Origin of the sequence: Sulfurimonas sp., from assembly GCF_026196735.1 — a bacterium.
GTDB lineage: Bacteria > Campylobacterota > Campylobacteria > Campylobacterales > Sulfurimonadaceae > Sulfurimonas.
This window is the reverse complement of record NZ_JAPHUF010000010.1, coordinates 33,512-59,931: the sequence shown is the minus strand read 5'-3', so window position 1 is coordinate 59,931 and position 26,420 is coordinate 33,512. Positions and strand designations below refer to the sequence as shown.

Genomic DNA, 26,420 nt, shown 5'->3' with positions numbered 1-26,420 from the left:
ATAACATCTGCTAATAAACTATTTAAAAGTGATATTCTCATGAAAACAAAATCCAGACTTCTTATCATAGTTACATTTATGCTTCTTGGCTTAACAGCAGCAACAATTATCAATATCTCTCTTAACTTCAGAGATTACAGCATAAAGAGCGCTGTTGAAAAAGCACAGATGGCCTCAAATATTGTAAAAGATGGACTTACTTCTCACATGGTTCATGGTATTATGGACAAAAGACAATACTTTTTAAATCAAATTTCCAGCAACCCTGATGTAGAATTTTTAAGACTTATTAGAGCTGATAGTGTTGTTAAACAGTATGGACCAGGTCTAAATGAAGAGACCCTTAGAGATGCCATAGATAAAGAGGTCATGAGAACAGGCGAAATGGTTAAAAGTATCAAGGAAACTTCAAAAGCTATAAAGCTAAGGGTTACTATACCTTACAAGGCGACTGTTGATAATAGTGAATCTAACTGTTTAAACTGTCATAATGTACAAAAAGATGAAGTTCTCGGTGCGATTAGCATGGAGTTTGATATTAGTCATATGAGAAACAGCGGTATGATGACAATACTAAAAATTTTAGGAATCAATTTACTGTTTATTGTAATTGCTCTTATATTAATTAATTACTATGTAGCACCTTATATGAAACTTTTTTCAAACCTGCAAACAGGTGTCAAGATGGCATCACTTGGTGATTTTACTCATAAATTTAGCTCCAAAGTAGGCGGTGATGCTAAAAAAGTAATCGATCAGATGAACTCTCTTTTTGGAAAGATGCAAGAGACTTTTGGAGATATTAAAGAAAATTTATCTACATTTGTTCCTCAAGGCTGTGCTACTTCTTCTAATGACCCTCTTTATGAAGCTAATACAATTATTAATGAGTTATCGGACATATATAAATTTAAAAAGACCATAGAGCTTGATGAATCAAAAGACATGGTTTATTTTAGAATCATTGATATTTTGAAACTAAAGTATGAGATTGAAGATTTCACTTTTTATCAAATAAATAATGTAACTCAAAAAAGACTGCTTATACATAGCTGCAGTGATAGCATATGTTTTGACAATGTAGACCACAACGCTGGGGAGTGTAGAGCATACAGAACTAAAAGCGATGTTATTTCTACCGAATTTGTTAATCTTTGTCAAAATTGTGATCCTAAAGGTTTAGAGTATGTATGTATACCGTTCAATATTAATGCCGATAGTTCACTACTTATCTCAATCAAAGCTAAGACACCTGATGAAGTAAATAAAATTACATCTTCTATGGCGAGTATAAAAAATTATCTTGAGGCTGCTAAACCGGTTATCGAGAGTAGAATACTTATGGATAAATTGCGAGACACTTCATTGAGAGACGGTATGACCGGTCTTTACAATAGAAGATTTCTAGAAGAATTAATCGATAAGATTATGAGTCAAGCGACTAGAAATGATGATACATATCATGTAATGATGCTTGATGTAGACTTCTTTAAAATGGTAAATGACACTTATGGACATGATATAGGTGATAAAGTGATTGTAGAGCTTGCAGCAATTCTTAAAAATAGTATTCGTTCATCAGACCTTGCTATTCGCTATGGCGGAGAAGAGTTTGTAATAATGCTTCAAAATGCAACCAAAGAGTCTGCTATGAAAATTGCAAAAAAAATCCACTCACAATTTGGTAACACCATCTTTGATGTAGCGCCAAATGAGAGTATACAAAAAACTATGAGTATCGGTATTGCAAAATTTCCTACAGATGGCGACACTATTTGGAAATGTATCAAATATGCCGATACAGCTCTTTATGAAGCTAAAAATACAGGTAGAAACAAGATAGTTGAATTTAAACCTGAGATGTACCAAAGTGGCGAAGATTTTTAGACTACTTATTAGTGCGTAAAAGGAACGAAGTCCCTTTTCTCAAAGAGGGAACAAGTGCCACCTTCGCTTGGACCGCTCTGGTCACTCATCGTGGAGAATGCCATTGGTTAGCATTCCTAAAAGCTTGAGCTTTTTCAAAGCTCAGAATATTAATACTTCAATAAAATAAACTTTTAGTCTTATATAAAAAAGAAAAGCACTAAACAAAAATAAAAAGAGTGGTGTAGTTACAAGGCGCTAAGTTTTGAAGCATACTGTAGTATGTGAGAAGATTAGCAACGCAGTAAATGCGTTGCTATTTAAATTTTTATTATATAACCTGACTTATGTAGAACAAGCACTAACACCCGGAGGTGTTGTCGGCTGTACTGACTCGTTAGAAGCTCCACCAGCAGCATTAACAGCTTCGATAGTAGCCCAAATAGACTCAGCAGCTTTCATATATCTTTTAGCACTCTCAGAAGTTGGATTTACGAAAGTGATAGGTTTACCCTCATCACCACCGGTTCTGATACTTGGCTCGATTGGAATCTCAGCAATTATTTTAGTATCAAACTCTTTAGCCATTGGCCCAGAAGTTCCTTTTCCAAAGATATCATACTCTACGCCGGTATCCGGAGCGATAAACCCACTCATATTCTCAACAATTCCTGCAATAGGAATGTTTAGTTTTTTAAACATATCTAATGAACGACGAGAGTCATCAAGAGAAACACTCTGAGGAGTTGTTACAGTCAGACCTGCAGTAACGGGCACACTCTGAGCTAAAGTAAGCTGAGCGTCACCGGTTCCCGGAGGCATATCGATAACTAAAACATCTAACTCAGACCAAAGGATGTCTCTTAAAAACTGCTCGATTGCTTTCATAATCATAGCACCACGCCACATAAGCGACTGTCCCTCTTCCATCAGTGAGCCCATAGACATCATCTCTAAACCATATGCTTTTATCGGCATAACTTTATTTCCGTTTACCTCAGGCTTAACATCAGATACACCTAACATACGAGGAATATTTGGACCATAGATATCAGCATCTAAAAGACCTACTTTTTTACCTTGTGCTGCAAGAGCAATAGCAATATTTACAGATGTAGTCGATTTACCAACCCCACCCTTACCTGAACTTATCATCAAAAAGTTTTTTACATGTGGAGCAATATTTTTACTTTTTGGAGTTGGAGCTTCAGGCATTTTTGGAGCTTTAACATTTGCTGTTACATTGCCTGCACCAACTGCTTTAAGTTCTGCAGTCGCATCATCTTTAATCTGTTGCGCAACTTCAGGAGCACTTGAAGTGATATCAACATTGAAGCTTACATCATTTCCGTTTATTTCTATACTGTTAACAAAACCAAAAGTTACAATATCCTTGGTAAAACCCGGATACATAACTTTTGATAGTGCTGATTTTACAATTTCATTAGTCATAATTTGTTTATTTCCTTCATAAGTTTAATTTTGAAACTCTATCATAATTAAATAAGACAAAAATTGTCTTATATCAATTAATTTATTTTTTTTAAGCTAAAGCCTCTGCAGCTTCTCTCTCTTTGTTCTCTCTTGAAATTTGCTCAATTGCTTCTGGGTTATCCATAATATTTTGAGTAATTTTGTATGAACAAAACTTCGGTCCACACATAGAACAAAACTCTGCTTCTTTAAATACATCTTGAGGAAGAGTTTCATCATGGTACTCACGAGCTCTTTCTCCATCAAGTGCTAGCTCAAACTGTTTTTCCCAGTCAAAGCTATATCTAGCATCACTCATTTCATCATCAATATCTCTAGCACCTTTTCTTCCGCGAGCAATATCTGCAGCATGAGCAGCTATTTTGTATGCAATGATACCTTCGCGAACATCATCTGCATTTGGAAGACCTAAGTGCTCTTTTGGTGTTACATAACACAACATACTTGCTCCATGCCATCCACCGACTGCTGCTCCGATTGCTGAAGATATATGATCATATCCAGCAGCAATATCGGTAACTAATGGTCCAAGGATATAAAAAGGTGCTTCATGACAAAGTTCGCGCTGAAGTTTCATGTTGCGCTCTATTTGATTTAAAGGAACATGTCCCGGACCCTCAATCATAACCTGAACATTTTTTTCCCAAGCACGAAGAGTCAGCTCACCTAATACTTTTAGCTCACCAAGCTGTGCATCATCGGATGCATCTGCTAAACAACCGGGGCGAAGTGAATCACCTAGAGATAATGAAACATCATATTTAGCACAAATATCCAAGATATCATCAAAAGCTGTATAAAAAGGGTTTTCTCTATGGTAATGCATCATCCATGCAGCCATAAGCGAACCACCACGGCTTACTATTCCCATTTTTCTTTTTGCTATTTTAGGCATAGTCTCAAGCAAAAAACCTGCATGAATAGTAAAATAAGAAACGCCTTGTTTTGCTTGGCGCTCTAAAACTTCAAGCATTACATCAATACTTAAATCTTCTATCTTATTTCCAACATCATGAAGGATTTGATAGATAGGCACAGTACCTATCGGTATCTTTGAAGAGTTAATTACTGCTTTACGAATCTCATCCAAGTCTCCACCGGTTGAGAGGTCCATTGCAGTATCAGCTTTATAGTGTTGAGAAACTTGCATTTTTTCAACTTCACCAGCAACATCAGATGCTATTGCCGAAGAGCCAATATTTGCATTTATTTTACACTTTGCAGCAATTCCAATAGCCATTGGCTCTAATGAAGTGTGGTTTACATTTGCAGGAATAATTAAACGACCTCTAGCAATTTCACTACGAACTAACTCAGGAGATAAATCTTCTATTTTAGCTACATACTCCATCTCCTCAGTAATAATACCTTTTTTTGCGTAATACATCTGAGTTCTAACAGAATCATTTTCTCGTTTATCTACCCACGAAGTTCTCATAATTTTCTCCTATAAATATTATATGTTAAATATATTAAGTCAATGGAAATATAATCAAATAAAGTTAATCTAATATTAAGTAGATAATTTGGATTAATTTTTTATATAATATTTGAATAATTATTGTATTTTTTCGTTACATCAAGATAAAAAAAAGCTTTAGATGTGTATAATTTCGTAACACTTTAAAAGTCAGGAGTTTGATTGTTTGATTTAACACTTATTTTACTCGCGGCAGGCAGTTCTACGCGCTTTGAGCTTGATGTTAAAAAACAGTGGCTTAGAGTAGGTCATCAACCTTTGTGGCAATTTGTAGCAGATAGATTTGAAAAAACTGGTTATTTTGAGAAAATTATCGTAACTTCTTCTTTAGAAGATATTAATTTTATGAAGAACTACTCAGATTACACATTTGTAGAGGGTGGTAACACCAGACAAGATTCTCTGAGAAACTCTCTTGATAAAGTAGATACAAAATATGTTCTAGTTAGCGATATTGCTCGATCATGCATAAGTAAAGAGTTTTTAGAAAAAATTATCTTACACAAAGGTAACAGCGACTCTATTGTTCCCTATCTAAAAGTAAATGACACTGTAGTTTATGAAGACAAAACTATAGACAGAGATAAGGTTAAAAGAGTTCAAACACCGCAACTCTCGCTTAGCTCTGCGCTGAGAGATGCATTAAAAACCGATGAAGAGTATACAGACGAGAGTAGTGCAATAGTCGCAAACGGTGGTTCAAGAGAGTTTATTTTGGGTGAGGCAGATGCCCATAAGATAACTCACCTTAAAGACTTAAAAGAGTTGTCTTGTTTAAGTGCACCATCAATTGATACACTAAGCGGGACCGGTTTTGATGTTCATGCTTTTGATGAAAAAGGCGACATGTATCTCGGCGGTATAAAAATAGACTCAGACTATGGCTTCAAAGCGCACAGTGACGGCGATGTAGCAATTCACGCCCTAATTGACGCTCTTTTGGGTGCTGCAGGCATGGGAGATATAGGTATGATGTTTCCAGACAATGATGACATGTACAAAGGAATAGATTCCAAAGAGTTATTAAAAAAAGTTGTTACTAAACTATACAGTTTTGGATTTGTCATAGTAAATGTAGATTTGACAATAGCAGCCCAAAAACCAAGAATCGGCAGCTACAAATTGTCAATGAGAAAAGCACTTAGCGCTATTTTAAATATAGATAGCTCCAGAGTAAACATAAAAGCTACAACAACAGAGAAGCTAGGCTTTATAGGCAGAGGTGAAGGTGTTGGAGTGATTGCAAATGCAAATTTAAAATATTTTGATTGGACGAAAATTTGAAAATACTAATTATAGAAAATGAAATTTATTTGGCACAAAGTATCGCTACAAAACTAGGAGAACTTGGTCATGTATGTGAGATGTGCACCTCAACAAGAGATGCGATAAAAAGTAACAACTATGATGTTGTTTTATTATCTACAAATATAAATGGTCAAGACTTTAACCCTGTTATTGAAACATTTAAAAAATCAATTATTATTTTAATGGTTTCTTATATCAGCAATGACACTGTATCAAAGCCTTTATCCGCTGGTGCAAAAGATTATATTCTAAAGCCGTTTATGATTGAAGAATTAATTAGAAAGATTAATCACTATCAAGATTATGAAAAACTAAAAAAGAGAAATGGAGCTTATGAAAAATATTTAACTCATACTTTTTCAACGCTTACGGGAGATCACAATTTTGATAACTTGGAACTTCCTCTTTTTATATCTTCACCTTATCAAAAGCATGCCGACTCTTTTGCATTTGAATATGCAAAAGAAAAAAACTTGCCACTTCATTTTATAACACTTAGTGATCCAAAAGCTATGAATGAAATAGAATTGATTACTGAAAATTCTATTATTTATATAATAGATTATCAACTTCTTAAAAAGAATGATAAAAAAGCTTTTTATGCCCTAACTAAAGGAAAAAAAGTAATTATTGCCAGTACAGATAAAATAGAAGATGAAGAGTATAAAATTTTAGAAATAAAGAGCGAAAACAATATATTTGACCAAGGTGAAATTCTTCCGATAGAGGATTATGTGAAATTTATTGTTCTAAATTATCAACATAAATTTCCAGATACTGAGCTATCAAAAAAACTAGGTATTAGCCGCAAAAGTTTGTGGGAAAAGAGAAAGAAATATGACATCGTCAAGAAAAAATAAAACACTTTTAATAGACCAAGAAGCAGCTTCTGCGCTTGAACTGCTAAAAGACGGTTTACTAGCACCCGTTTATTCTTTGATGAACTCTAAAGAGAGTGCAGATGTGTTAAAAACAGGTCTAATCAACAACAAATCTTTCCCTTTTCCTTTTATTTTGGCACCTTCTGGAAAAATGAATGCAGAAGTTTTAAATTCACTTGAAAAAGGCGAAGAGATAACTATTCTTTTTGATGGTGCTCCATTTGCAAATTTAATTGTTGATGAAATATTTCATATAGACCCAAAAGAAAGAATCAAACAACTTTATGGAACAGATGATATAAACCATCCAGGAGTAATGGCAACATTAAACAGACTGGGTTCTTTAGCTGTTAGTGGAGAGTATGAGCTTTTAAATAAATCAAGTAATACAAATAAAGAAAAAATTGCCTATGCCAAAGACTTAATAGATGCAAAACACACAACGGCTATCGTAATGGCAGCAAACCCACTGCACCGTGCTCATGAGAGATTGATTCGTCAAGCTCTTGAAAATACTGATTTACTTGTTATATTTTTACTAAAACCTTATACTGAATCTAATCTCGACTACGAAATAAGAAAAGAAGCTCTAGAGTTTTTTATTAATAACTTTTTGACTAAAAATCATGTTGTTGTCGTGCCACTAGAAAATAATTATATTTTTGCCGGCTATAATGAAATAATTATTGATGCTATTGTTGCAAGTAACTATGGCTGCAATAGACTTACCGTCGGGAGAAACCATGCCGGACTTGGAATGTTCTATGATTGCAACTCAAACAAATCAATTATCGATAAAGTAATAGGAATTGATATAGAAATCACTGTTGCAAGTGAGTATGTTTACTGCGACAAGTGTACAACTCTAGTAAGCAAAAACACATGCCCTCATGGACAACACCACCAAATATCTTATCATGCAGACTCTATACTTGAGCTTTTAGAATTGGGGATTTTGCCTCCAACTATGCTGATACGAAAAGAAATCTCAGCAGTTATCCTCACAAAACTGTTTCCAGACAGGTTTAAAAACTTAGAGAAACTCTACTATGACATTCTGCCGGTAGAGGGTCTTTTAAAAGAGCATACTGAGCAAGATTTTTATCTAGATTTGATGAAACTATACCAAACTACATCTTTAACATAATACTGATGTGATGGGCTTCCTGCCGAAGAAAACTAAGCGTTAGCGTAGCCAAAGGAATTACTTCATTTGGCGTAATAAATTAAAATGGAGGGTTCCCTTCATTTTATGAAACAAAATTAAGGAATTAAATGAATTGGTTTTTTATAACTTTAGGCTACAGCGGACTTGCTCCAAAAGCTCCTGGGACTGTAGGAACTCTTGTTTCTCTGCCGCTTGGTATGTTAATACTCATATATTTTGATGCTCAGACTCTTTTTTTAGCGACTGTTCTTATAAGCATAATTGCTATTAAAGAGATAAATAAGTACGAAGAAAAAAGCGGTATTCATGATGATAAACGCATTGTTATAGATGAGCTTGCAGGTATGTGGTTTGCGCTTAGTGTTGCTCCTGCTATAAGTGTTGGTATAACTGAAGTGACAGATTTGCAAAACGGTTTTTTAGTGCAGAGTCTGCTCTCTTTTGTCCTATTTAGATATTTTGACATAACAAAACCATCTATCATCGGCAGACTTGACCGTGAAGCAAAAGGTGGAGTCGGTGTTATGGGTGACGATATCGTTGCCGGTTTTGTTGCTGGTATTTTATCTTCTGCTATCTGGCAGGGGTGGTTACAAATTCAAAGTTTGTTTTAGTCCGATAAAGGAATTAAATCCCTTTATCTTCGCTGGAGCCGCTGTGGCTACTAAAGCTAAATTTATTCTAAATTAGAAATAAAAACTAAAAATTTAAAGAAAGAACGTCAACAAAATTAAAAGAGCAATGTAGCAAGTATATCGCTATTTTAATTTTACCAGCTAAAAGCCAGTAAAGTTAAACGAACATTGGGTCGTCTGTAGGCTCTATCTCTTCAAAATCATCAATAATTGTCTGAAACATCTTCATAGTTTTTTTAGCTTTTTCAATATTACTATCAAAAATGGATTTTGATGCAGGAAATGCTTCAGCTAACTCCGTATATATTAAGATACGACCATTTATATGCTTATCTATCTCGGCAAAAGCATCTTTAAGATACTGCTGTTTTGTTGTATGTCTAAAAAGAGCTCTAACCATTTTGACTCTCTCTTTGATTGGAATAGACTCATCAATAGCCTCAGCGACTCTTTTTATATCCAAACGAGAAAGATAAACTCCACTCTGCTGGGGTGCAAGAAGTTTAGCAGTTAAAGCATCAACAAACTGTGGTACAGGCTCTTCATCTTCCTTGTCTCCAATATCTCTATTATCTTCATCAAGTTGTTTTTTTGGATCTGAATCACAGCTATCTTTTACAAATTTATCAAACTCTGCTCTTAAATCACTTAAATCATTTGGGTTCATACTCTTTCCTTAATTTTATTTTTTTCTAAAATCTCATATCTGATTTGTCATAGTCTAAATGATTTTTACTCTTATAAAACTCAAAAATACCACCACTTAACTCATTTAACATATCATCAAAACCGATATAATTAGCCCCAAGTTCGTTTGTTCTTGCTTTTAGTGCTGAAAATTGTTTCTTTTGTTTCATATCCAAATTTATCTTACTAAGTTTATTTACCATACTTAAACTTTCTAGCTCAGAAAAATCTATCACTGCATCAAAAGAAGAAAAATCTACATCCATATTATCCGCTATTCTGTTTATATCTGCATCATCTATATGCATCTCACTAGTGAAGTTCATAAGAGCTTCTAAATCATCATTAAAATAACTTACATGCAAAGATGAAGGGCATTTCAATGCAAAAGCTTTTGCGTAGTGATTTGTCCCAATAAGTGCTATTTTCATAACACCTTGCTCTTTTAAAAAATCTATCAACATATCTGTAAATGCAACATCCCCGATTAGTTTTTCGCCATCACGGAGTAAAATATCACACATACCTGAGCGTTTAACAACTTCTGTAGATTCATCAAGTATCTCAACTACATTGGTAACATACTCACTAGAAATAACTGCACCATTGACATGTGATTTTTTCATATTCGCTACTGTAAAGTAAAAATCATCTTCGCGAATATTCATCGGAATCATCATCGCATCTTTATTATTAGCTTTAAACATTTTGTTTAGTGTTGCAGACAAACTGCTCTGCCCTGCAAATTCTCCGATAAAACCATAAAGTTTCGTTTGGTGAGATATCTCATTACCATTATTCATCATATCTGTATGCCTTTACATGTCATTGGTTATCCCCCATAATTCTCTTGCTTCTTCATCTTCTGCTTTGCATCTATAGCAGAGTGTATCGGTAGTGTTTGTGCTGAAAATAACATTACACTCGTTACATCTTTTTACATTAAAACTAATCAAGTTTTCAACCGATGGCTCAAAAAACTCTTTAACCGCATATGTAGGTGAGAGCGTAATTGCATTCGGTTCACATACATCATGACAAATGTGACACTTTATACAAAGAAATGGGTCAAAATCTATCTTAGAATTTTTTATATCAGATGTAAGTGCACCGCTTGGGCAGACTCTATAGCACATCTGACAGGCAGTACATGTTTCACTATCAAGAAGCTTTGCTGATGTAAATGTAATCTCATCGGCTTCAACTATATGATACTGCGATGGTTTTTCAACTCGTTTTATTGCTGTAAAGAATAGCTTTCTTCTGTCTGTTATTCGTTTTTGCTTTAAAAGTGCTATATCACTCTTTTGCAGAGTATGCTCGACTAACTCATCAGTAGCTTTTTGTATCTCTTTTTCAAACTCATGTTTCGTTTTTGCAACAGTTTTTAGATTTATGTTACTTAAAAATTCTCTTCTATTGTTTGTAAGCTCCTGAGATGCTGGAGCTTCATACTTAATATCCTCAAGTCTGATAACAGCGTCACTCTCCATAGCTTCTAACATGTAAATAGCTTCTTCATAGTTTTTCTCTATCTGAGGTCTGCATTTGTGTGCAATCTCACAGCCATCACAGTGCCCCATATCAAAGACCATCTCTTTTTTAAGAACTGCCATTGAGATAATATTTTCAATATTCAACGCTGCAATACAAGGAACATTTTTTCTGCACGATATCAAGTTATCGCTATCTTCAATATAAGAAAAAAAGAATTCTGTTGGAGAAAAATTATCTAGCAAAAGCGCTTCATTTGGGCAGACTGCGTCACAGGCTCCACATCCCACACAAGCAGAGAAGTTTATTGCCGGTAAAGGGTTATCTCCTACAACTATTGCATTAGTTGGACAGATAACTTCACATTTATTACATTCACTCTCAACTGAGAGAGAACGAACGCATCGACTAGCACTAAGTTGTATCATCTACTAAGACAACTCTTTGCTTAAGTATTCATTGTCACTCAAAATAAACTCTAAAGCCATTTCAGCCGCATCATAATACAGTGGTGTTCTAGCTTCAAACTTCATATTTATCAAATACATCGGCGCCCATTGTAAAAGGTGTTTATTTAAAAACTCTTTTTGAATACCTCTAAGTTCTAAAACTGCATCTGTATCATTTTGAGACAGAGCTTTTTGTTCAGCTTCAGTAAGATGATGCATAAATTCTAACTCTATCCCGATATGGTCAGCTGCTATGGTACGAGAGATTTCATAATCAACCATAAAATCATAAGCACTATACATGTCAGTTACAGGGTTTGCACCGCCTGTTTCTATTTTCTGGTCTTCTCTTGTATAAAATGTCTCATACGGAATAAGATGTAAAATAGATAAATTAACAAAATCAGGGTTTAAGTACTCTTGTAAAAGTTTTGTTTCATCAACTTCTTTAAGTGGTTCCCACTCTTTAAATGTTGGGAAAAAATCTAAAATATTCTCATCATTTTTTATAGTTTTTAGCATACCTGCATCTAGTTCCTGTAGTAAAACACGAGATAGTAATGCATAAATATTTGCTCTTGCTTTTGTATTTTGCATGATATAAATTCTTTATATTAATTTTTTAATTTTGTGATTTTATCTAAAAAGTCTGAATATATGGTTAGACTTATTTAGTACTAGGTAAGTCTAACCCATTTTCGTGATAAACAGAAAGTGAAGGAAAAGCAAATTCCAAAGAATTTTTTTCTAAAATCTCCATAATTTTAAACATTACATCCTGTTTAACTTCTAGCCACTCTTGCCACTTAACTGACTTAGAAAAACAGTAAATCAAAATATTTATACTAGAACTTCCAAACTCATCAAGGTAAACAAGCAGAGTTTTTTTAATCCCCTCTTCATCGTCTATAGAGACAATGGCTCTGGTTTTTCTATTGCTTTGCTCATAAGAGTATTTTGTATTTACTGTTGCAATTCCCGGATGCTTATCTAACATATTGTAAATCTCTGAAATGGCTTTTTGTAAATCTTCACGCTTTGAGTCATACTTAACTCCAACATGCATTTTTATGCGTCTTCCAAGTGAACGCTTGTTCCAGTTTTTAACATCTTTATTTGCCAATACTGCATTAGGTATTGCTATAAGGGCATTATCGAAAGTTCTAAGTTTTGTAACCCTGAGTCCTATCTCTACGACCGTACCTTGATTACCGTCAACTTCTATCCAGTCACCTTGAGAAAACACATCGGTAAACAGAATCGAAAGAGTTCCAAAAAAGTTTGCCAAAGAGTCTTTTGAAGCAAGTGCTACTGCTAAAGCACCGATTCCAAGTCCTGACACAACTGCTGTCAATTTTACTCCCGCGAGGTGTAATACAACCAAAGCACCAATAATCCAGATAAGGACATTTATAAGTTTTATAGAGACATTAATAACTTCATTTTTAATTTTTTTATCATCAACACTAATCTCTTTTAGTTTGATATTTGCTATTGTGTTGACTGTTGTGTAAACTATGAAAGTAATTAAAAAAGCATAAAGCATATTAAAATATATACCGTAATTGTTTAGAGTTGAAAAGTCATTGTAAACATAAAGTGTTAATTCTATATTTATTACAATAAACATTACTTCTAAGAGTTTTCTGATACTTCTCAAAATATCTTTTGCATATTTATTAAGTGATTTTATTTTGGATATATAACTCTCAATTACATCAAATAAAACCTTACGAATAAAATATATAAATAAATACAGGGCAAGGATTATTACTATTTTAAAAACGCTCAATCCATATGGTGCTAAAAATTCGTTAACTATTTTTAAACTCTCCAAGCTATCAATAAATGATATCTTCTCTAAAGGCATACTTTCATCTTTGGCCTCTAAAGTGAACCCTAAAAACATTAGTAGTAATAAATAAAACTTTTTTATAATTATTCCTTTTTATTCATCTTAAAATTATAGCTAAACTCTAAACTCCCTCTGCTATCATAGCATCAGCAACTCTTTTAAAGCCTGCAATATTTGCACCATCTACATAGTTTCCTTCAACGCCATAATCTTTAGCCGTAAGTGAAACTCTTTTACATATTTGCTGCATTACATCTTTGAGTTTTTCATCAACTTTTTCAAAACTCCATTTGGTCATTCCCGCATTTTGACTCATCTCAAACTCACTAACAGCAACACCACCGGCATTTGCAGCTTTTGCCGGAGCAAAACATATTTTATGAGATAAAAATGCTTCTATTGCCTCTGGAGTTGATGGCATATTTGCCCCTTCGCTTACACTCACACAACCGTTAGAAATCAGGTTTTGTGCATCTATCTCAGTTAGCTCATTTTGAGTTGCACACGGAAATGCTGCATAACATGGGATATCCCAAACTGCATGTCCTCCCTCTGGGTACTCTGATACTGGAATATATTTAGCTTCTTTATGCGTATTTATATACTCCTCAAGTGATACTCTTTTTTCTTCTTTTAACTCTTTTAACAACTCTAAATTAACTCCTCTAGGATCATGAATTGTCCCTTTTGAGTCTGAACAAGAAACAGGAATCGCACCAATTTGCAGAAGTTTTTCTATAGCATGCAAAGCAACATTTCCAGCTCCGCTGACAATACATATTTTCCCTTCTAAACTCTCTTGGTTTTCCATCTCAAGCATTGTCTGTGTAAAATATATAAGTCCATAGCCTGTTGCTTCGGGTCTCATAAAAGAACCGCCGAACATGTATGGTTTACCTGTTAAAACACCCTCATAAGATGAAGTAATTTTCTTATACTCTCCAAAAAGATATCCTATCTCTCTTGCTCCAACGCCGATATCTCCGGCAGGAACATCCATACGAGGTCCTATATATTTGTGCAACTCTGTCATAAAAGCAGAACAAAATTTCATTATCTCAAAGTCACTTTTACCTTTTGGATCAAAATCACTTCCACCTTTACCTCCGCCAATAGGCAAACCTGTTAGTGAATTTTTAAGAATCTGCTCAAAACCTAAAAATTTCAATATACCTTCATTTACACTAGGATGAAAACGAAGACCGCCTTTATATGGTCCTAATGCATTATTAAATTGAACTCTATATCCAGTATTTACCATAATATTTTGATTATCATCAAGCCAGACAACTTTAAATTTAATAATTCTATCCGGAACAACAAGTCTTTCTAAAATTGCATATCTTGTATATCTTTCATCTGATTCTAACAGCGGTGCGATAGAGTATATAGCCTCCTCTAAAGCTTGGTAAAATACTTTATCTTGATTACAATCTGATGTTTCAAATTTTTCAATCTCTTTTTGAGCTATTGTCATTTTTTTCCTTAAAAATAATAAGTATGTTTATATTTTGTAATTCTACTATAATTGATTTAAAACAAATACCTTTTGCTGTAAGTTATGTTAAAATTCCTCTAAAAAGGACAAGTCATCACTTACACACTTATACATACTATTCATATATTTTCTGTTTTTATTTACGGTGGATTTTTATTTGTAGACATACTGTTTTTGTCTAAAATGAATCAAACACTTGATAGCCAAGAGCATAAAAAAGCAAGAGAAGCCATAATGATGCATGTACGAAAAGTTGTTCCCTATGCGCTGATGGTTGCAGTGGCTAGCGGCCTGTACCTAATAACACAAATTTTTGGAAAAATTGAAGAAGACGGCATGAGTTCTTTTCAAATTTTACTTAGTATAAAAGCTTTCTTGGCATCATGGCTTGGACTAAGAGGAATAAATCAAAAGCTGTTCAAAATAGACCCATGGGTCTTTAAAAGCCACCTTTTTCCTTTTAGCTTTGTAGTCATCATTATTTTATTATCCCAGTTTATGTACATCAATTTTTAATATCAACATTAGGTATTCACAATTTAAATACATTTAGCAAAATAGTTATGCTATCATTCTGTTACAATTTTATCACACAGAATGAGCTGGAAGGATTTTAAGTATGTTTCAAAACTTGAGTATTCAAAAAAAGATGAACTATTTTATTGCAATGGTTACCATCTCTGTTTTTTCAGCTGCTATATCTGTATTTCTTGCCATGGGTCTAATCGGCAATAATTATAATCATTTACATCATAACTCCATGCAAGCCAGTCTTACAACATTGACGATAGAAAAAAAACTAAACTATATAAGCAGAACATCCAGAGATATTATACTCGGTGGTGATTATGATAAAAATATCGCCAAACTTGATGATAGAGTTAAAAAAATAAGAGAACATTTTACTGAATTAGAAAACTTAATGGCTGATGATAGCTCATTGAGTTTAGTTCAAGAAGCCAAAAGCTCAACAATGCTCTTTTTGGAAAATACTTTAAAGATGATGAAATCTCTAAATCCTGAAGATATCAAAAATAATAAAGATAGCATTTACCAGAGTTATAAAGATGATTTAACCCCTTTTGCAAATGCTTCTAGAGATTCATTTAAAAAACTTGTTGATTTAAAATCTAAAGAATTAAAAGAGGACTCAAGCAATCTCGGCTCACAAATAGAATTTTTTAAATACTTCACTCTTATTGCTGGAATTGTTGTTGGTCTTGTTGTATTAATCCTAGCAAATATAATCAGAAAATCCATTACTAGCGGTATAAACGAGTTTACTGATCTTATAAGCTATCTTGCAAAAGGTGATTTTTCTCATAAAGCGACCAACACAGATACTGATACCGAGTTAGGAGTCATGGGCGATAGACTCTCTGAACTTATCACTCATACGCAAAATCTTATACATGAAATAAACTCAACTATAACAGATGCCTCAAAAGGCGTGTTTACGCATCAAATTTCATCAAAAGGCATGAGTGGAGAATTCGTAGATGCTATTGAGAGTGTTCGCACAAGCATTGACTTTATGAAAACTCAGCACAATAAAGCGCAAAGAGATATTTTTAATTCTAAAATAAGTGTCAAAAGTGTAAATGTGTCTGAATCTCTTTCGTTGATTATTTCTGACTTAGATGACAATATTAATGACTTAAAAACAATTACTTCTGCTACAAAAAATGCTGCTGATTTAGCCAATAACTCTCGTAACGATATTTCAGATATCACTAGTGAATTAAATGCATTGAGTGAGCAGGTGACAATTAATAACAACAGTATTAATGATATTACAACCCAAGCTAATGATATTACTTCTGTAATTGAACTCATTACCGATATAGCTGACCAAACCAACCTGCTAGCTCTAAATGCAGCTATCGAGGCTGCAAGAGCCGGAGAACATGGACGAGGTTTTGCTGTTGTAGCAGATGAAGTTAGAAAACTTGCAGAAAGAACGCATAAGGCAACTGGGGAGATTTCAGTATCTATCAAATCTTTACAGCAAGATATGAGTGAGATTCAAACAAGTGCAGAAAATATGAAAACAACTGTCGATGGATCAACACAAAAGATAAATGGCTTTGAAGAGACCCTCACTGATTTAAGTGATAACTCTTCAAAAATTGTTGACTACTCTTTTAAAATGGAAAACAGCGTATTTGTTGTACTTGCAAAACTAGACCAAATATTATTTAAATCTCGTGCATATAACTCTATTATTTCTCTTAAAAATGTTATACCAAAAAAAGAGACAGACAAATGTCGTTTAGGAGAGTGGTGTTCTGCTGAAGGAGAGAGAAGATTTTCTAAAACATTGTCTTTTTCTAAATTGGACACTCCTCGTAAAACACTTAACAACGATGTTTATGCAAATCTTGCGTATCTCAATAATGAAAATGCAGAAAAAGAGATACTAAAACATTCAGACAAAATTATCAAAAATTTTGATGAGATGGAAAAACAATCTACTGAAATATTTGATTTACTAGATAAGATGTTAAAAGAATAAAACTATTAATTATTCCCAATCCTCATATTTTGATTGGGTATGCTTATCTTTTTTATAGCGTCGCGCATTTTTACTTTTATCTAGTTGATTAGAGCTGTATAAAATCTCTTCTTTTATGTCATCCATATCTTTATCTGAATCTTTGAAACCTATCATCTTTGTAACTAATTTTTGCAGGTCTTGGAGTTCCCCCTTATACAAAGATATCTCTTGGACTCTTTTCAATACTTTTAGACTATTTTCTATTTTTTTGTTATATCCAGTTCTTGTTAATTCTGGTGTATTTAACAAATAAGATACAACACTATTGTGAAATCTCTCTAGTGCTCTTATATAGCGTAATCTTTGTGCATTATCTATTGCTTTTTGAGATGCCATTTTCAACCTATTATTAATTTATTGATATAATTATACAATTTATTTTACATTATGAGGGTGTACATTGAAAAAAATTATTGTGTTATTTTTTATTCTAACTATTTCTGTTTTTGCAACAATTATAAACGAAGAAGCTTCTCAAAAACTCATTGACTCAGATATACCAATTGTTGACATTAGAACTCCGGGAGAGTGGAAAGAGACAGGACTTCTTAAAAGATCTATACCAATTATGCTTTTTGATGAAAAAGGAAATTATGACCTTAAAGTTTTTCTCGATAAATTAAACAAAGCAGTTGATACAAAAAAACCGTTTGCTATAATTTGCAGAACCGGAAGTCGCACTAAACTTTTAGCTTCATTTCTTTCCAATAAACTAAACTATGATGTTATTAACATAAAAAGTGGTATTGTATACGCAAATTTCTTGCGCTTGCCTATCGTACGATACAAATAAAGAGTGAACTTTTTAAAATTCCTTTTTTACTTTACAACTAGAGTAGTGGTTCTTTTTGCGGCTATCGCCCTAGTTGTATTTCTTTTATGGGGTGTTTTGTACCTTATTTTTGTTTAACTGAATCTATAGGCTTAATCCCGTTTACCATAGCATATAGAGTTGGTAAATATAGTAAATTCAGAACAGTTCCCCAAATCAACCCAAACCCAAGAGATATAGCAATAGGCTGAAGTATAACAGCTTGACCCGTAGCATAAAACATCAGAGTAAACAGCCCTAAAAAGGTTGTTATAGATGTTATAACTATCGGGCGAAGTCTAAGTTTTGCTCTTGTAAAAAAATCTTCTGTTTTATGCGTTCCTTTTAAAAAATCAAGCATAATAATACCATCGTTTATTACAACACCAGCTAGTCCTAGTATACCAATTATAGACGGCATTGACAGATTAATACCCAAAATCTTATGTCCAACAAGTGCCCCTAAGACAGATAACGGAATAACACTCATAACCATTATGACATATTTTATTTTAGAAAAAATCAATAAAAGTGTCAAAAATATTAGAGACATTGCCAAAACAACCGCATTTTTCATATCATTTTTCAGTTGATTGTTTTTCTCGTTTTCGCCGAGAAGTTCGACCTCAATTCCTGAATCTGAAATTTCATTTATCGTTGGTTCAAGCGTATCTAAAACCTCTTGTGAGGTAATATGTCTTTTGTCTACATTTGCATAAACAGTTTTTACAATATTGCCATTTAACTTGTTTATCTTCTCATAATCTTGAACCTCTATAATACTTGCAACATCAGTCAATTTTACATATCTTCCATCACCAACTGCAATATTAAAATCTAAAAGTGTCTGAGTACTGTCTTTTGCACTATCTTCTGTTTTAATTTCCATAACACCGCTATCATTAAAAGTAGTGGCTTGTCTCTTTTGTAAAAAATATGAGCTAAGAAGCCTTGCTATAGATGCTTCACTAAGTCCCAACCTCTCACCATAAGAGTTTATTTTAATCTTATATTCCATTTTTCCATATTGAATATTATCGCTAAAATTTCTAATACCGTCTATCTTTGTTAATTCAACTTCAAGTCTCTTTATAGCGTTTTGAAGCGACTCATCATTACTTCCTGATAGGTTTATCTGTATGTCACTTCGAATAAGACCGGGTTTATCCTCCATAACACCAAGCTCAACCATACTGTACTTCTCTATATATGGATTTATAATCTCTTTTACGCGGGGAGATAATTCAAAAGTTTGTTTTTGTCTTATCTTCTGCGGATCATCAAATTCAAAACTAAAATTTAGCATAGGGTTTATATATTTATTTATCCAGTTTGTCTCTTCTCTGTCAAATAGTTCCATAGTGATCATGAAAACACTATTGTTTCTCTGCGTTTCTCCGGATAAACTTCTTCTATAGCCGATAACTGAAGATATAGACTTTAGAGAAAATTCATCAGAATACTCCATCATCTTAGCTTCTATCTCTCTTGAGATTTTATATGTATCTTCAAGTGGTGTATTTATGTCTAATTTACCTGAAATATAGATGTAGTTACCGTCAAAATTTGGAAAAAACTGAAACTTCATAGATTTTGCTGTTATTACTGTCGCTATAGAAATAAGAATCAAAAACATAGCTATAAATGTCTTTTTATAAGTAATTAAAAAAGAGAGAGTTCTTCCATAAAGGTTTTGAAATGGCTTCCAGTCTATAAGATTATTACTTTTTTTTAAAAACTCCTTAGCGTGAAGCGGCAAAAACAAAAAGCTCTCTAGCAGTGAACCAATAAGAATCATGACCACCGTGATAGGAATCAAGATTATAAATAGAGATATTTCCCCTTGCATCATAAAGATTGGCAAAAAAGCTACAATAGTCGAGATAGTTGCCAAAGTTACCGGCAGTATCATCTCTTTAAGTCCTGTTATTGCCGCATCATGATTATTCATCCCTTCATCTATATATCGCTGAATATTTTCACTAACTACTATAGCATCATCAACAACTATACCTATGACTATCAGTGCCCCAAGCAGAGAGACAATATTTATGGAATAACCCATATGGTATATAAATAGTAATCCTATAATAAATGAAACAGGGATACCAAGCGCCACAATAAGAGCGATTCGCAGATTTATCAATACATACATAGATAAAAAAACTAAAATCAATCCTAGCATCAGATTTGAAATAATCGTATTTAATCTATCTTCAACCGGTTTTGATGTATCTTGATAAAAATAAAACTCTACATCCTTATAATTTTTTTGTATTTTCTCTATATAATCTCTTAGAGTTTTTGATAGCTGTATGGAATTGCCTCTATCTCCTTTGGAGATTTGAAGAGTTATTGTTGGATTATTGTTAAAAGTTGCAAGTGTATCGGTTTGAGGATACTCGATTTTAACCTTTGCGATATCACCGAGTTTTATGTATTTTCCATCTATATTTAAAATACTGTCTTCCCATTCCTGCGCATTTGATTTGCCATTTACCGTAGAAACATATACAAAGCTTCCGCGCTCTTCTATGTCCCCTATTGGAAAAATATATGAAAGATTTGCTATTGCTTTTTGTATACTAGAGTGCTCTAAATTGTAAGCTAAAATAGCTTCTGAATCTATCTTTATTGAGACCTCTTCTTGTGAATCTCCACGAATAAGTATTTCACTTATATCCTTTATTTTTGAGAGCTTTGATTTTATATCTTTAGCGATAACCGTAAGCTCACCATGTGAAAATTTCTCTGATGAGAGGGAAAGCTTAATAAGCGGTCTGTTTTTATCCAAAATTCTTGCTATAGGCTCATTCATATCTGATGGCAAATATTGTCTTGTTACAGCAATAGAATCTTTTACAAGAGAAAGAGTATTTATCTTATCTACGCTTTCATTTAAAGTCAAAAGTATTGCAAATGCGCCAGGGGTAATTGTAGTTTCTGTTTTATCTATTCCTGTAATATTACTAAGCTCATCTTCAATATCACGAACAGCCATCTTGTCCATAACAGAAGCACTTGTACCGCTGTATGAACCTAAAACACTTATCTTATCTAATTCAACATCCGGAAAAATTTCTTTTGGGATATTTATATATGCGTTATATCCCATATAAGCCAAGAAAACTAACAACATGTAGTTTAATCTTGTGTTTTTAATAAAATATTCTATAAATTTAATCATATATGCTTATTACTCTTATAAATTTTACAGAAGTGATTTTATTACATTGCTCACACCTTGATGTAAGTTATAATTTGAAATAGGAAAATCCAGATTTTCATCTTCAAGGTTTACCGTGTATCTAGCCAAATAATCGCCTAATAACTTTAAATCAATATTTTTGTATTTTTGACATGTAGCGTCATCAAGTTTAGTTCGGAGCAACTCCCCTGCTTCATTTGATTTTTGTATTGTAAAAGCCAAACCTTTTAAACTGACAAAATCATTCCACTCAAAAAACAGCTCAGGAGTAAGCTCTAAGGCAGCATTTCCTTCTGGATCAAACAATATGCCGCCCTCTCTTAGGGGTATTAAAACACTTAAAATCGCTTCACTAAAGGGTAAGACTTTATCAGCCCAAAAGGGAGACTCATTTCTTGTTTTTAGTTCTCTCTCCAATACTGCTAAAATGTCTTGAATCTCTGCACTTTTAAATAGCTCATAACTTTCTTGTTTCATAAATATTTTCGCTTTTTTTATAATTTTTCTTATTATACCAATCTTTGAGTATACTTTCAATTTTAAAAGGGATAATTTGAATAAAAGTTTAATCACAAACCTCATAGCAGTTGCACTTGTTTGTTTATCATTTTTAGTTGCTAGTGAATTTAGCCAGCTTTTACTCTTTAGCGGTCTTTTTGCGCTCTCAGGTGCTTTAACAAACCAACTTGCTATTCACATGTTATTTGAAAAAGTGCCGTTTCTTTATGGTTCTGGGGTAATTCCTGCAAGATTTGAGGCTTTTAAAGAGTCTATAAAAAATCTTATGATGAGCCAGTTTTTTACAAAAGAGCAGTTAGATAATTTCTTCAAAAAAGAAGAAAAAAAGATAGATTTAGCGCCTATAATTGAAGAAACAGATTTTACACCCGCATTTGACGCACTTAGCAAAACTGTCATGGAGTCATCTTTTGGCGGTATGCTTGGAATGTTTGGCGGAGAGAGTGCCCTAGAAGGTCTTCGTGAACCATTTTCGCTTAAAATGAAAAGTGCCGTTATCAAAATAGTTAATAGTGATGCTTTTAATAATACCATTGCAAATCATATGCAAAACTCATCTCTGAGTGCTGATATGATTGATTCTATAGATGGCTTAATAGATGCAAGACTAAATGAGTTAACTCCGCTTATGGTTAAAGAGATGGTTCAAAAATTGATAAAAGAGCATCTCTCCTGGCTAGTTGTTTGGGGTGGTGTTTTTGGTGGACTTATTGGACTAGTGAGTTCTTTAATAATATAAAAACTTTACTCAACCTCAATAATAACATCAGCAACTTCTATAGTGTCACCACTATGGATTTTTGCTCTTTTTCTCAGTTCGACTTCTGCGTTTCTTTTTACATGACCCTCAGCAATAATCATTTTTGCCTGCGCTCCGCTATCAACAAGGTCTAAAACTTTCAATAGCTTAAAAAGTTCTATGTAGTCATCTTTTAATTCATATTTCACAATTTATTCCTTTGTGTTTGAAGTCAAGCCTCTTTGTTTATAATAGAAAATCCTAAATCATACATGGCTTTATCAACCATTTCAATGGCTTTGGCCATTGTTTCTTGTGAAATTTCCGGAAGTTCACCTCCCCATATAACTTCAGCTTCTTTAAAACCTTGTATCATACCTTCGCGTCCTGCACGAAGTCTGTCTTCATCCCCTGCTCCGCCGTTTATTACGAAGTTTGCAATGCGCTCAGAAGTTTGTGTTACTCCAAAAAAACCATCCTCGCTTACAAGTTCGGCTGCTTCATCCTGAGATAATTCAGCGATTGGTTTGCCGTTATAACCTATCTCACTTAAAAAGCTTTGAAAATCTTTGTAATCGTGCTCAAACAACTCTTTTGAACCTACAACTCCACTCTGTACAGATGCCGAGTTAAAGGCCATAGCATTTGCATTTTGAGTTATCTGCTCCTTAATCTCTCTTACTTCATCTTTAGATATTTTTTCTGTGTAAAGAGGTTTTATGACTGATGAATCACTCGCACTTTTTAAAGCACTCACACTAGATGAAATTTGCATAACAAATCCTTTTTACTTAAATTATATATTGTTTGATTATACCATATGATACCATTAACGACATTTAGTAATTTTTTATAAAATTTTTAAATTAAATTTTGCGATTTCAAATAAAATATGTTATTATTTATACGATGAAAGATTTGCGTGTGAGTTCATCTAAGTATTTTCTGCCTAGACAAACGACTCTATCCATATTTAGACTCCACTTCTTAGAAGTGAATTTTTACCAAAGAGGTACACATGGCAGAATTGCTAGACGGATCAGTTAAATGGTTCAATGAAGAAAAAGGTTATGGTTTCATTCAACAAGACAATGGACAAAGTGATATTTTTGTACACTTTCGTCAAGTAAACAGAACAGGTCCTGGACGCGTTTCTTTAGCTGAAGGTCAAAAGGTAACTTTTGAAATTGGCGAAGGTCAAAAAGGTCCTCAAGCTGAGAATGTAACTCCTCTATAGGTTTTACACCACAGACTGCATCCTTGGGATGGTCTGTGACTTTTACTATAACAAATTCTACATTTTAACTTTTCACAAACTTTTACAGCAAAACTTCAACATAAAAAAATGGAAAAAATATGAACTGTCTTTGCGGTAGCGATAAAACTTACAATGAGTGTTGTGGACCAATAATAGATAATGAAATAAAAGCTTCTACGCCCGAAGAACTAATGAGAAGCCGCTACAGTGCATATGTACGAGGATATGGCGAATATTTGGTTCTAAGCACCACAAAAGAGAATCAACATGTAGAAGATGCCGAGATAATTGAAGAGTTTAGTAACTCAGTAGAGTGGCTAAAACTTGATGTAATAGATGCATTTAAGAATATTGTTGAATTTAAAGCATATTATAAAGAAGGTAAAGAAATTAAAGTTTTACATGAAAGAAGCAACTTTATTTTTGAAGATGGTGTATGGCTGTATGCAGATGGAGAACTTTACAACTCTAAAATTGAGAGAAATGAAAGCTGCCCATGCGGAAGCGGAAAAAAATTTAAAAAATGTTGTGCTTAGATACTTTTTAAAAAAACAAAACTTTTTTTCGTAAAACCATTATTTTCATAAAATCTATGAGCGTTTTCTCTCTCAAAGCCAGAAGATAAAACTATATTTTCACACATTCCCATTTTTGCATAATCATATAAATACTCAAGCATCATCTCTCCATACTTTTTACTTCTGTATTTCTCATCAGTTACTAGTTCGTATACATAAAGATGTCGTTTATGATAAAGGTTGGTTTCAACGGCAACACCTGCATAAGTTATGAGAATCTCTCCATCCATAATCCCTATCATCTTATACTCCATACTTCGCATGTCATATATCAAGTCTTCAAACTCTTTGTATGATAGCGATGTACGAAGTTGAGATACTACTTCATATGCTGTCAATAGTTCTTTTAAATCTAATTCTCTTATTTGCATGAGGGCATTTTATTATAAATTAGTTATAATTCGCATTAAAAAAATATTAACAGGGTATTATGAATGACAGCTAAAAACTTCGAAGTAGTAATTGTTGGAGCAGGTATTTCGGGATGTGCTTTAGCTTATACATTGGCCAGATATACAGATATCAAATCAATTGCCATAATTGAAAAATACGAAGGTGTGTCTACATTAAACTCTAAGGGTACAAGTAACTCCCAAACAATCCATGCCGGTGATATTGAGACAAACTATACTTTAGAAAAAGCTGCAATCACAAAAAGAACAGCAAAAATGATTGAGAGATATTGTTTAGGTCATGGGCTGCAAAATGATGTTATATATTCTCATCAAAAAATGGCCCTTGGTGTTGGTGAGAAAGAAGTTGAGTTTTTACTGCACCGTTACGAAGAATTTCATCAACTTTTCCCATATATGGAAGTTTGGGATAAAGAAAAACTAAAAGAGCTTGAACCTCGTGTAGTTTATGATGAAAAGGGAAATGAAAGACCTGAGGATATAGTTGGTATTGGAAGTCGTGATCAGTGGACCACTGTTGATTTTGCAAAACTTTCTCAGTCATTTATTGATGAGATAAAAAAAGAAGATGTAAAGTTTGAACTCTTTTTAAATACTGAGGTAAAAGACATACAACGCTCCGGAAAGCGTGGATATGTTTTAAAAACTCCAAAAGAAAATTTTTACGCCGACTTTGTTGCAACAGATGCCGGTGCTCATTCACTGTTTTTAGCGCACCGTATGGGCTTTGGGTTAGAGCTTGGATGTCTACCGGTTGCCGGCAGTTTTTATATGACAGAACAAAAATTACTTAATGGCAAGGTATATATGATGCAAAATCCTAAGCTACCTTTTGCAGCACTTCATGGTGACCCAGATGTACTAGCAGATGGAAATACACGCTTTGGTCCAACAGCATTAATCCTCCCTAAACTAGAGCGTTTTAAACCTGGGACTTATATGGATTTTTTCAAAACATTAAGATTTGACACGGATATAGTTACAGCACTGTGGAAACTCCTAAAAGAGAGCGATATAAGAAACTATCTTTTTACAAACTTTTTATATGAAATCCCGGTCTTAAACAAGTATCTATTTTTACGCGCTGCAAAAAAAATAGTTCCCGGTCTCAAAATGAATGAATTTGAATACGCCAAAGGCTTTGGTGGAGTTCGCCCACAAGTACTCGATAAAGAAAAACAAAAACTCATGCTAGGTGAAGCTTCTATTTTTACGGGTGAGGGACTGATTTTCAATATGACCCCATCTCCTGGAGCCACTTCATGCCTTGGTAATGCTGAACGCGATGTTAAATACATTTGTAAATATTTAGGTAAAGAGTTTAATCAACAACACTTTAATGATGAGCTTACTGAAGGTGAATATTGTGTACTTCCTGAACCTGTTGCATCCCAAAAAGCAATGGTTAACCTAATTCGTGCAGAGATTGCAAGAACTCAAGAAAAATACATGGATAATACAATACATAATGGACCAAATAAAGAATTTTGGGACAATCCAAGTTCTAAATTAAAATAATAAA

The 26,420-nt window shown here is 33.5% G+C and carries 26 protein-coding genes; 12 read left to right on the top strand and 14 right to left on the bottom strand.

Annotated elements, in window-relative coordinates:
• The first annotated feature begins 39 nt into the window (after positions 1-39).
• Positions 40-1,887 (top strand): GGDEF domain-containing protein, encoded by a 1,848-nt coding sequence (locus tag OQK60_RS05815; protein WP_297685046.1) that lies wholly within the window; start codon positions 40-42, stop codon positions 1,885-1,887.
• Between the two features lie 324 nt (positions 1,888-2,211).
• On the opposite strand, the gene OQK60_RS05810 is transcribed toward OQK60_RS05815, so the two are convergent.
• Complete coding sequence (locus OQK60_RS05810; protein ID WP_297685044.1) at positions 2,212-3,318, bottom strand: Mrp/NBP35 family ATP-binding protein; 1,107 nt, start codon at positions 3,316-3,318, stop codon at positions 2,212-2,214.
• A gap of 91 nt (positions 3,319-3,409) precedes the next feature.
• The gene (thiC, locus tag OQK60_RS05805) at positions 3,410-4,798 is read right to left on the bottom strand and encodes a phosphomethylpyrimidine synthase ThiC (RefSeq protein ID WP_297685042.1); all 1,389 of its coding nucleotides are present in this window, start codon (positions 4,796-4,798) and stop codon (positions 3,410-3,412) included.
• Positions 4,799-5,002: 204 nt separating this feature from the next.
• Here thiC and OQK60_RS05800 point away from each other — a divergent pair, with 204 nt between their 5' ends.
• The 4 genes from OQK60_RS05800 (at position 5,003) to OQK60_RS05785 (ending at position 8,811) form a co-directional block, all read left to right on the top strand.
• Positions 5,003-6,124 (top strand): bifunctional 2-C-methyl-D-erythritol 4-phosphate cytidylyltransferase/2-C-methyl-D-erythritol 2,4-cyclodiphosphate synthase, encoded by a 1,122-nt coding sequence (locus tag OQK60_RS05800; RefSeq protein WP_297685040.1) that lies wholly within the window; start codon positions 5,003-5,005, stop codon positions 6,122-6,124.
• The gene (locus OQK60_RS05795; protein WP_297685038.1) at positions 6,121-7,008 is read left to right on the top strand and encodes a response regulator; all 888 of its coding nucleotides are present in this window, start codon (positions 6,121-6,123) and stop codon (positions 7,006-7,008) included. Before OQK60_RS05800 ends, OQK60_RS05795 begins: the two co-directional genes overlap by 4 nt.
• A complete protein-coding gene (locus tag OQK60_RS05790) occupies positions 6,986-8,176 on the top strand; it encodes a sulfate adenylyltransferase (protein WP_297685036.1) in 1,191 nt (396 codons plus the stop codon). Before OQK60_RS05795 ends, OQK60_RS05790 begins: the two co-directional genes overlap by 23 nt.
• A 128-nt stretch (positions 8,177-8,304) precedes the next feature.
• A complete protein-coding gene (locus OQK60_RS05785; protein WP_297685022.1) occupies positions 8,305-8,811 on the top strand; it encodes a phosphatidylglycerophosphatase A in 507 nt (168 codons plus the stop codon).
• 178 nt (positions 8,812-8,989) lie between these two features.
• Here the strand turns inward: OQK60_RS05785 and OQK60_RS05780 are convergent, their stop codons facing one another.
• From OQK60_RS05780 to gdhA, 6 genes are all read right to left on the bottom strand, one after another.
• Positions 8,990-9,499 (bottom strand): hypothetical protein, encoded by a 510-nt coding sequence (locus tag OQK60_RS05780; protein WP_297685020.1) that lies wholly within the window; start codon positions 9,497-9,499, stop codon positions 8,990-8,992.
• A gap of 25 nt (positions 9,500-9,524) precedes the next feature.
• Positions 9,525-10,325: a hypothetical protein gene (locus OQK60_RS05775; RefSeq protein WP_297685018.1), complete on the bottom strand. Its 801-nt coding sequence runs from the start codon at positions 10,323-10,325 to the stop codon at positions 9,525-9,527.
• A 12-nt stretch (positions 10,326-10,337) separates the two neighbouring features.
• Positions 10,338-11,441 carry a 4Fe-4S binding protein gene (locus OQK60_RS05770; RefSeq protein WP_297685016.1) on the bottom strand — a complete coding sequence of 368 codons (1,104 nt, stop codon included), beginning with the start codon at positions 11,439-11,441 and terminating at the stop codon, positions 10,338-10,340.
• A 3-nt stretch (positions 11,442-11,444) separates the two neighbouring features.
• Positions 11,445-12,059 (bottom strand): molecular chaperone, encoded by a 615-nt coding sequence (locus OQK60_RS05765; protein WP_297685014.1) that lies wholly within the window; start codon positions 12,057-12,059, stop codon positions 11,445-11,447.
• Between the two features lie 70 nt (positions 12,060-12,129).
• Entirely contained in the window at positions 12,130-13,332 is a 1,203-nt protein-coding gene (locus OQK60_RS05760) for a mechanosensitive ion channel family protein (RefSeq protein WP_297685013.1), read from the bottom strand.
• 106 nt (positions 13,333-13,438) lie between these two features.
• Positions 13,439-14,794, bottom strand: coding sequence for an NADP-specific glutamate dehydrogenase (gene gdhA, locus OQK60_RS05755; RefSeq protein ID WP_297685011.1), 1,356 nt, complete (start codon positions 14,792-14,794; stop codon positions 13,439-13,441).
• A 204-nt stretch (positions 14,795-14,998) separates the two neighbouring features.
• Here gdhA and OQK60_RS05750 point away from each other — a divergent pair, with 204 nt between their 5' ends.
• Both OQK60_RS05750 and OQK60_RS05745 read left to right on the top strand, forming a co-directional pair.
• Complete coding sequence (locus OQK60_RS05750) at positions 14,999-15,331, top strand: hypothetical protein (RefSeq protein ID WP_297685009.1); 333 nt, start codon at positions 14,999-15,001, stop codon at positions 15,329-15,331.
• A 103-nt stretch (positions 15,332-15,434) separates the two neighbouring features.
• On the top strand, positions 15,435-17,330 hold the full coding sequence (locus OQK60_RS05745; protein ID WP_297685007.1) for a methyl-accepting chemotaxis protein: 1,896 nt from the start codon (positions 15,435-15,437) through the stop codon (positions 17,328-17,330).
• 9 nt (positions 17,331-17,339) lie between these two features.
• Here the strand turns inward: OQK60_RS05745 and OQK60_RS05740 are convergent, their stop codons facing one another.
• On the bottom strand, positions 17,340-17,708 hold the full coding sequence (locus OQK60_RS05740) for a hypothetical protein (protein ID WP_297685005.1): 369 nt from the start codon (positions 17,706-17,708) through the stop codon (positions 17,340-17,342).
• 64 nt (positions 17,709-17,772) lie between these two features.
• On the opposite strand from OQK60_RS05740, the gene OQK60_RS05735 reads away from it, so the two are divergent.
• The gene (locus tag OQK60_RS05735) at positions 17,773-18,165 is read left to right on the top strand and encodes a rhodanese-like domain-containing protein (RefSeq protein WP_297685003.1); all 393 of its coding nucleotides are present in this window, start codon (positions 17,773-17,775) and stop codon (positions 18,163-18,165) included.
• A 103-nt stretch (positions 18,166-18,268) separates the two neighbouring features.
• Here the strand turns inward: OQK60_RS05735 and OQK60_RS05730 are convergent, their stop codons facing one another.
• Positions 18,269-21,370, bottom strand: coding sequence for an efflux RND transporter permease subunit (locus OQK60_RS05730; protein WP_297685001.1), 3,102 nt, complete (start codon positions 21,368-21,370; stop codon positions 18,269-18,271).
• Between the two features lie 24 nt (positions 21,371-21,394).
• Positions 21,395-21,868 carry a hypothetical protein gene (locus OQK60_RS05725; protein ID WP_297684999.1) on the bottom strand — a complete coding sequence of 158 codons (474 nt, stop codon included), beginning with the start codon at positions 21,866-21,868 and terminating at the stop codon, positions 21,395-21,397.
• A gap of 76 nt (positions 21,869-21,944) precedes the next feature.
• Between OQK60_RS05725 and OQK60_RS05720 the strand changes: the two genes are divergently transcribed.
• A complete protein-coding gene (locus OQK60_RS05720) occupies positions 21,945-22,649 on the top strand; it encodes a DUF445 domain-containing protein (protein ID WP_297684997.1) in 705 nt (234 codons plus the stop codon).
• Between the two features lie 5 nt (positions 22,650-22,654).
• Here OQK60_RS05720 and OQK60_RS05715 read toward each other — a convergent pair whose 3' ends face one another.
• Together OQK60_RS05715 and OQK60_RS05710 are read right to left on the bottom strand one after the other, a co-directional pair.
• Complete coding sequence (locus tag OQK60_RS05715; RefSeq protein ID WP_297684995.1) at positions 22,655-22,858, bottom strand: RNA-binding S4 domain-containing protein; 204 nt, start codon at positions 22,856-22,858, stop codon at positions 22,655-22,657.
• A gap of 23 nt (positions 22,859-22,881) precedes the next feature.
• A complete protein-coding gene (locus OQK60_RS05710) occupies positions 22,882-23,424 on the bottom strand; it encodes a hypothetical protein (RefSeq protein ID WP_297684993.1) in 543 nt (180 codons plus the stop codon).
• 243 nt (positions 23,425-23,667) lie between these two features.
• Between OQK60_RS05710 and OQK60_RS05705 the strand changes: the two genes are divergently transcribed.
• Entirely contained in the window at positions 23,668-23,886 is a 219-nt protein-coding gene (locus OQK60_RS05705) for a cold-shock protein (protein WP_297684992.1), read from the top strand.
• A gap of 119 nt (positions 23,887-24,005) precedes the next feature.
• Positions 24,006-24,443 carry a YchJ family protein gene (locus OQK60_RS05700; RefSeq protein WP_297684991.1) on the top strand — a complete coding sequence of 146 codons (438 nt, stop codon included), beginning with the start codon at positions 24,006-24,008 and terminating at the stop codon, positions 24,441-24,443.
• On the opposite strand, the gene OQK60_RS05695 is transcribed toward OQK60_RS05700, so the two are convergent.
• On the bottom strand, positions 24,440-24,856 hold the full coding sequence (locus OQK60_RS05695) for a GNAT family N-acetyltransferase (protein WP_297684990.1): 417 nt from the start codon (positions 24,854-24,856) through the stop codon (positions 24,440-24,442). The genes OQK60_RS05700 and OQK60_RS05695 overlap by 4 nt on opposite strands.
• Positions 24,857-24,919: 63 nt before the next feature.
• On the opposite strand from OQK60_RS05695, the gene OQK60_RS05690 reads away from it, so the two are divergent.
• A complete protein-coding gene (locus OQK60_RS05690; protein WP_297684988.1) occupies positions 24,920-26,416 on the top strand; it encodes an FAD-dependent oxidoreductase in 1,497 nt (498 codons plus the stop codon).
• Positions 26,417-26,420 lie beyond the last annotated feature (4 nt).

Coding starts and splice junctions, on each gene's coding strand:
- thiC (WP_297685042.1), bottom strand. CDS start 4,798: ATGAGAACTTCGTGGGTAGATAAACGAGAAAATGATTCTGTTAGAACT.
- OQK60_RS05775 (WP_297685018.1), bottom strand. CDS start 10,325: ATGATGAATAATGGTAATGAGATATCTCACCAAACGAAACTTTATGGT.
- OQK60_RS05765 (WP_297685014.1), bottom strand. CDS start 12,059: ATGCAAAATACAAAAGCAAGAGCAAATATTTATGCATTACTATCTCGT.
- OQK60_RS05705 (WP_297684992.1), top strand. CDS start 23,668: ATGGCAGAATTGCTAGACGGATCAGTTAAATGGTTCAATGAAGAAAAA.
- gdhA (WP_297685011.1), bottom strand. CDS start 14,794: ATGACAATAGCTCAAAAAGAGATTGAAAAATTTGAAACATCAGATTGT.
- OQK60_RS05700 (WP_297684991.1), top strand. CDS start 24,006: ATGAACTGTCTTTGCGGTAGCGATAAAACTTACAATGAGTGTTGTGGA.
- OQK60_RS05695 (WP_297684990.1), bottom strand. CDS start 24,856: ATGCAAATAAGAGAATTAGATTTAAAAGAACTATTGACAGCATATGAA.
- OQK60_RS05790 (WP_297685036.1), top strand. CDS start 6,986: ATGACATCGTCAAGAAAAAATAAAACACTTTTAATAGACCAAGAAGCA.
- OQK60_RS05745 (WP_297685007.1), top strand. CDS start 15,435: ATGTTTCAAAACTTGAGTATTCAAAAAAAGATGAACTATTTTATTGCA.
- OQK60_RS05730 (WP_297685001.1), bottom strand. CDS start 21,370: ATGATTAAATTTATAGAATATTTTATTAAAAACACAAGATTAAACTAC.
- OQK60_RS05690 (WP_297684988.1), top strand. CDS start 24,920: ATGACAGCTAAAAACTTCGAAGTAGTAATTGTTGGAGCAGGTATTTCG.
- OQK60_RS05770 (WP_297685016.1), bottom strand. CDS start 11,441: ATGATACAACTTAGTGCTAGTCGATGCGTTCGTTCTCTCTCAGTTGAG.
- OQK60_RS05725 (WP_297684999.1), bottom strand. CDS start 21,868: ATGAAACAAGAAAGTTATGAGCTATTTAAAAGTGCAGAGATTCAAGAC.
- OQK60_RS05780 (WP_297685020.1), bottom strand. CDS start 9,499: ATGAACCCAAATGATTTAAGTGATTTAAGAGCAGAGTTTGATAAATTT.
- OQK60_RS05760 (WP_297685013.1), bottom strand. CDS start 13,332: ATGCCTTTAGAGAAGATATCATTTATTGATAGCTTGGAGAGTTTAAAA.
- OQK60_RS05750 (WP_297685009.1), top strand. CDS start 14,999: ATGAATCAAACACTTGATAGCCAAGAGCATAAAAAAGCAAGAGAAGCC.
- OQK60_RS05785 (WP_297685022.1), top strand. CDS start 8,305: ATGAATTGGTTTTTTATAACTTTAGGCTACAGCGGACTTGCTCCAAAA.
- OQK60_RS05810 (WP_297685044.1), bottom strand. CDS start 3,318: ATGACTAATGAAATTGTAAAATCAGCACTATCAAAAGTTATGTATCCG.
- OQK60_RS05740 (WP_297685005.1), bottom strand. CDS start 17,708: ATGGCATCTCAAAAAGCAATAGATAATGCACAAAGATTACGCTATATA.
- OQK60_RS05815 (WP_297685046.1), top strand. CDS start 40: ATGAAAACAAAATCCAGACTTCTTATCATAGTTACATTTATGCTTCTT.
- OQK60_RS05710 (WP_297684993.1), bottom strand. CDS start 23,424: ATGCAAATTTCATCTAGTGTGAGTGCTTTAAAAAGTGCGAGTGATTCA.